This window comes from Cupriavidus sp. HPC(L), from assembly GCF_000307735.3.
GTDB lineage: Bacteria > Pseudomonadota > Gammaproteobacteria > Burkholderiales > Burkholderiaceae > Cupriavidus.
In genome coordinates, this window is record NZ_AMPR02000185.1 from 1 (window position 1) to 6,008 (window position 6,008).

Sequence of the window (6,008 nt, forward strand, 5' to 3'; positions counted from 1 at the left end):
CGCCGAACGGAAGCATGCGCGGCGCCAGCGCTGCCACGCCCAGCCCCGCCATCACCGCCGCGGCCACGGCCGCGACGCCGCCGCCGACGAAGATCTCCTGCCAGGGCACGGCTGCCGCATCGAGGCACTGCGCCGCCATCGCGCGCACGCCGCACGGCTCGGCCAGCGTGGCAAGCGGCAGCGGCTCGTCTGCCCGATGCTGCCAGCCCGGTGCGGCGAACCAGCCGAATTTCTCTTCGGCCAGCACTTGCCCGTCGCTGCGCCCCGCATGCAGCCGGACGATCACCGTATCGAGTTCGCGGCGGTCGAAGCTCTGCAGCAGTTCGCCCGACGAACCGATGCGGATCTCGATCAGCAACTCCGGATCCTGGGCATTCATGCGGGCGATCAGCGTGGGCAGCTCGGGGCCGGCGACATGGTCGCTGATGCCGATGGTCAGCCGCTGGCGCCCGCCGGCCAGAGCCGACAACGCGCGATCGTGCGCTTCCAGCAGTTCGCGGGCGTGTTCCAGAAAGGCCGCTCCGCTCGCAGAAAGCTCGACGTAGCGGGGCGTGCGCTCGATCAGCCGGAAGCCCAGCCTGTCTTCCAGCCGTTTCAGTTTCAGGCTGACCGCGGCCTGCGTGGTTTGCATCGCTTCGGCGGCCAGCGTGAAGCTGCCAAGTTCGGCGATGCGGACAAAGGCCTGGACGGCATCGAGATCCAGAGGCCGGCTATTCATTTCAATCTCTTATTGATGAAATAACTGTCCATAGCATAGCGAAATAAATAGGATGGCAGCACGACAACCACCAGGGAGCCGCCATGCCGCTCGTCCATATCGCGATGCGTGCCGGAAAGCCGGACGCATATCGCCAGGCCATCTTCGATAGCGTCTATCGCGCACTGCGGGAAACGTTCAATGTGCCCGAAGACGATCAATTCATGACCATCACCGAGCATGAGCCGGCGAACTTTCGCTATGGCGCGTCCTATCTCGGCGTCGCGCGCAGCGACGACCTGGTCTTCATCCAGATCACGGCCAACAACACGCGCACGTTGGAGCAGAAGAAGGCGCTGTTCCGGCGCACCGCCGACTTGCTCGGCGATCGCCCCGGTATCCGGCCGGAGGATGTGTTCGTCAGCCTGGTCGAGGTGGCGAAGGAGAACTGGTCATTGGGCCACGGGCTCGCGCAATACGCCTGAGCCGCTTGCGGCAAGGGCGCCGGCGGTAACGTGCCCGAGGGGGCAGGACCTTGAGGGCGAGGGGCAAGCGAAGGGCGTAAAAAAACCGCCTCGGGGGCGGTGGATTCTTGCGACGCTGTCGCCGGCTTCGATCGGTTGGTTGCGGGGGCAGGATTTGAACCTGCGACCTTCGGGTTATGAGCCCGACGAGCTGCCAGACTGCTCCACCCCGCGTCCGTCGAAGAAGTGATTATATGGCAAACGCTTTCGCAATGCAACAGCAGCTTTGACCAAAGTATCGCGTGCCGCATTTCAAGCGGTCACGGGCGCCGCATTGCCGTTCGGGCGTTCCCACATCGCCGCCTCGAACTCGAAATTCTCGCGTTGCAGCAGATCGTCCCGTTGCCAGATCACGCGGTCGGGCCGCACCGTCAGCATCCAGGTGGTGGTGACCAGCGGCGCCGGCGCGGAGAAGGCCAGCGGCGTCAGCACTGCGGCGCAGTGGCCCTGGCCGGGATCGCGCACCGAGCGGTAGCGGATCAGCCCGAGTCCGGCCTCGCGCGCGACACGGGCAAAGGCCTGGCAGCCGTCGTAGTGCACCGGGTCCTGCCATTGCGCGGCGTCGCGTGCGAACGGCGCCTCGTCCAGCGCAACGCCTTCTGTACGCACGCCGACCTGGAACAACGTCTGCGCGCGCGCATCGATGCGCGGCAGCGCGGGGCTGTCGCGCAGGAAGCGCCAGCGCCAGTAGCCCAGTTCCGCGCAGGCGGTGCGGATCTCGTCCGCGCCATAGAACACGCCGGGATCGTGGGCCGCGCGAAAGCGCGAGCCCCACGGCGACGGCGGATAGCGGAACGGCGTGAACAGCAGATAGTGAAGATGGCGGGCGTAGGAGGGGACTGCCGGCTTGCCGGCATCGAGCACGGCTTCCAGCACAGCCTGCTCTTCGAGGCTGTCGACCAGCGGCATCGTGGAAACCACATGCTGGGCTTCCACCGCCCGCCACAACGTGAGCGCAAACGGCTTGCGCTCAGATGCGACCGCGGGTGGCGTCCAGGTAGTGAACGACACGAACGAGGCCTTCGGTAGTGCGGATCAGTTCGAGCGGCTTGCCGCCCAGCGCGAGGTTGTCATTGGCCAGCCACAGCCGGGCCTGGTCGCCATGTCCGAGGATGGCGTCGAGGGAGCGGAACAGCCGCACGAACAGCACGCCGAACTCCCATTCCTTGCGGTGGTTGTCCAGTACGTAATGGCCGGAAGCCATGCGCGAGACGGAAGCCGTGCTGATGCCGAGCACGCTGGCGACCACGGCCTGGCTGATTCCGAGGAAGCCGGCCGCGCGCATCACGGCCTTGGTCAGGGTCGCCCCGGCATCCGGGGCGCCGACGGGAAGCTGCTGCCGAAGTTGCTTGGTCTGCATCGCCATGCTCCTGTTTCCTTGGAAACATTATAGGCTACTTGTTTCGCAAGGGAAGCAGGAAAACCACGTTTGCGGGGGATTCCTTGCGTACGCCGGTTCGACAGCCGGCGTTCGCAAGCCGTTCCCGGGCTGCCCGGGACAGGCCGAAACGACTTGCCGGCAGGGCCGCCACCGGCGATGAAATAGAGTGCGATCCCGGCCGGGGAAGGCCTCGCACGGCCGTAGCGACCAGGAATCAGGCGCCGGCGTCCTGCAGCACCGTCTGCAGCGCCTGCAGCGAGGCGTCGAGACTCTGGCCGCTGGTGTCGATGATGGCGTCGGCCCGCGAGTAGAGCGGGGTGCGCGCCTGCAGGATGCGGCGCAGATCGGCCATGGCCTCGCTGTTGCCCTGCATCGGCCGCATATCGCCCTGCGCGACCACGCGCGCCATGTGCTCCTCGGGCGAGGTCTTGACCCAGACCGTGTAGCAGTTGGCCAGCAGCAGATTGAAGGTGGCCGGCTCCGACACCAGGCTGCCCGGCGTCGCCAGCACCAACCGCTCGTGTTCGCGCAGCACGCGCTCCAGTGCCCGCAGCTCGTAGCGGCGGTAAGCGGCCTGGCCGTACAGCGAATGGATTTCCGACAGCGTCGCGCCGGCCTCCTGTTCGATCGCGCCGTTCAGCTCGACGAATGGCAGCTCGCGCGCGGCGGCCAATGCCCGGCCCAGCGTCGATTTGCCGGCGCCGCGCAGGCCGATCAGCGCGATCCGCTGATGGCGGGCGTCGAACGGCGCCGACGGCGCCAGCGCATTGCGGCAGGCCTCGCGCACGCGCGCCAGATCGGCCGGCGGCAGTTGCGCCAGCCATTGCAGCAGCTGGCCGAACTCGGCGGCGCGCGCGCCGTTGCCGCCGTCGGCCTCGGCCAGCACTACCGGCAGCGGCACGTTGAGCGCCGCCGCCACCTGGCGCAGCAGCAGCACGGAGGCATTGCCGGTACCCGTTTCCAGATTGGCGAGATAGCGTTCGGAGACGCCGGCGCCGCGCGCCAGATCCTTGCGCGACATGCCGCGGGCCGCGCGCAGCGAACGGATGCGCTCGCCCAGCTGGGTCAGATACGGATCGCGCTCGCCGGGCTGGCGTGGCTCGGCGTCGGACAAGGGCGCAGTAGCTTCGGTGGCGCGGCGCATCTCGGACATGGGTTCGATGGAAGGGCAGCGACGGGCGCTGGGTGCGGCATTATAGGGCACACGAACCGCAAACTCCGGGTAGACCCCGAGCCTGTTTCACTGCCATATAGTGCATTCCTGAGCTTGCATCTTAGTAGATGTGCAATAAAATGCATCAACAACGACAAGGTGCTGCAGCCAAGCCCCCACACAGCTGCCAGACCAGCGCCACATCAGCGACACATCAGCGCCACATCAGCGCTCCACAACCGCCGCTGGCGCACGCACCAACGGCCGACAAGAGGCCGCCCTCGGGCCGCCCAAGGAGTGAGACATGACGTCCCCGACCGCTTTGCCGGCGCGTTACAACGCCGCCGCCGATCTGCTGTCGCGCAATCTGGATGCCGGCCGGGGCGACAAGCTGGCCTATCGCGACGACACCGCCACGCTGACCTTTGCCGAGCTCGATGCGCGCAGCCGGGGCTTCGCCGGCGCGCTGCTGGCGGCCGACGTGCGGCCCGAGGAGCGGCTGCTGCTGTGCGCGCTCGACACGATCGATTTTCCGGTAGCGTTTCTGGGCTCCCTGCTGGCCGGGGTGGTACCGGTGGCGGTCAATACGCTGCTGACGGTGGATGACTACGCCTACATGCTGGAGCACAGCGGCGCGCGCGCCGTGGTGGTCTCCGCGCCGCTGTTGCCGGCCTTGCGCGAGGCGGCGCAGCGCGCCGGGGTCGAACCGCTGTGGATCGTCGCGGCGCCGCTGCCCGCCGATGGGCGGCTACCGCTAGGCGAGGAGCCGGCGGCGGCGACCGTGGCGGGCCTGGCCGTCAGCGGTACGCCGCTCGCGCACGCTGCCGCGACGGGGCCCGACCACATGGCGTTCTGGCTCTATTCGTCCGGTTCGACCGGACGGCCGAAGGGAACCGTCCATACCCACGGCAACCTGTTCCATACCGCCGATCTGTATGCCCGCCAGGTGCTGGGCCTGCGCGAGGACGACGTGGTGTTCTCCGCCGCCAAGCTGTTCTTCGCCTACGGGCTCGGCAACGCCTTGACCTTTCCGCTGTCGGTCGGCGCCACCACGGTGCTGATGGCGGAGCGCCCGACGCCGCAGGCGGTATTCCGCCGCCTGACCGAACAGCGGCCGACGGTGTTCTGCGGCGTGCCGACGCTGTTCGCCGGCATGCTGGCCGCGCCTGACCCGCCGTCGCGCGAGGCGGTCGCGCTGCGCGTCTGCACCTCGGCCGGCGAGGCCTTGCCGCGCGATATCGGCGAACGGTTCCGCGCCCATTTCGGCTGCGACATCCTCGACGGCATCGGCTCGACCGAGATGCTGCATATCTTCCTGTCGAATCGTCCCGGCGACGTGCGCTACGGCACCACGGGCAAGCCCGTGCCCGGCTACGAACTGAAACTGCTGGACGACGCCGGCCGGCCCTGCGCCGCGGGCGAGATCGGCGATCTCTTTATCAAGGGCCCCTCTGCCGCGCTGATGTACTGGGGCAATCGCGACAAGACCCGCGATACCTTCGTCGGCGAATGGACCCGCAGCGGCGACAAGTACCTGTGCGATGCCGATGGCTATTACGTCTATGCCGGGCGCAGCGACGACATGCTGAAGGTCGGCGGCATCTACGTGTCGCCGTTCGAGGTCGAGGCGGCGCTGGCGCGGCATCCGGCGGTACTGGAGGCCGCCGTGATCGGCGTCGAGGATGCCGATCGCCTGGTCAAGCCCAAGGCCTACGTGGTGCTGCGGCCGGGCCATGCCTGGCACGAAGGCATGGAGGCCGAGCTGCAGGCCTTCGTCAAGCGCAGCCTGGCGCCGTACAAGTACCCGCGCCGGATCGAATGCGTGGCCGAGCTGCCCAAGACCGCCACCGGCAAGATCCAGCGCTTCCGCCTGCGGCAGCGCGAGCAGCAGGCGCGCGATGCCGCGTCGGACGCGGCGGGCGCGTCGGACACGGCGGGCGCGTCGGACACGGCGGGCGCCATCCCTTCGCCATCCACGCCATGAGACAGGGTAAGCCGCGATATCCCCGAGGCCCACGCGTCATTACACTCGGGCGCGAGCCGGTGGCCGGGGCAAGCCAGGCAGGGCCGGCGCCGGGTTCCACTGCATTGACGCCATCCATGGCGGGGTTTATAACGGCGAAAACTTCAAACCTAAAATAATTTGGCGCCGCACCGCCTCGGCAGCCGGCGCCGCCGCACCGTCGAGCGAGCGAACCGCTTGAACCACCAGGAGGAGACATCCATGCATCGCTTCATCTCGCGCCGCCTGGC

General features: G+C 68.0%; 6 protein-coding genes and 1 tRNA gene. 2 read left to right on the forward strand and 5 right to left on the reverse strand.

What is annotated here, in order from left to right; all coding sequences use genetic code 11:
* Positions 1–718: LysR family transcriptional regulator (locus tag B551_RS12130; protein ID WP_023264173.1), on the reverse strand; the 718-nt coding region annotated here is incomplete at its 3' end.
* 83 nt (positions 719–801) lie between these two features.
* Here B551_RS12130 and B551_RS12135 point away from each other — a divergent pair.
* Complete coding sequence (locus B551_RS12135) at positions 802–1,182, forward strand: tautomerase family protein (RefSeq protein ID WP_006578543.1); 381 nt, start codon at positions 802–804, stop codon at positions 1,180–1,182.
* Positions 1,183–1,318: 136 nt separating this feature from the next.
* On the opposite strand, the gene B551_RS12140 is transcribed toward B551_RS12135, so the two are convergent.
* The 4 genes from B551_RS12140 to B551_RS12155 all read right to left on the reverse strand — a co-directional run bounded on the left by B551_RS12140 (position 1,319) and on the right by B551_RS12155 (position 3,746).
* Positions 1,319–1,395 (reverse strand) — tRNA-Met (locus B551_RS12140).
* A gap of 78 nt (positions 1,396–1,473) precedes the next feature.
* Complete coding sequence (locus B551_RS12145) at positions 1,474–2,232, reverse strand: RES family NAD+ phosphorylase (RefSeq protein WP_023264174.1); 759 nt, start codon at positions 2,230–2,232, stop codon at positions 1,474–1,476.
* Positions 2,192–2,587, reverse strand: a complete 396-nt coding sequence (locus tag B551_RS12150) for an MbcA/ParS/Xre antitoxin family protein (RefSeq protein WP_006578545.1) — start codon at positions 2,585–2,587, stop codon at positions 2,192–2,194. The genes B551_RS12145 and B551_RS12150 overlap by 41 nt, the downstream gene beginning before the upstream one ends.
* Before the next feature lie 229 nt (positions 2,588–2,816).
* Entirely contained in the window at positions 2,817–3,746 is a 930-nt protein-coding gene (locus B551_RS12155; protein ID WP_043439160.1) for a helix-turn-helix transcriptional regulator, read from the reverse strand.
* 313 nt (positions 3,747–4,059) lie between these two features.
* Here B551_RS12155 and B551_RS12160 point away from each other — a divergent pair, with 313 nt between their 5' ends.
* Positions 4,060–5,739 carry a benzoate-CoA ligase family protein gene (locus tag B551_RS12160; protein WP_052511348.1) on the forward strand — a complete coding sequence of 560 codons (1,680 nt, stop codon included), beginning with the start codon at positions 4,060–4,062 and terminating at the stop codon, positions 5,737–5,739.
* Positions 5,740–6,008: the final 269 nt, after the last annotated feature.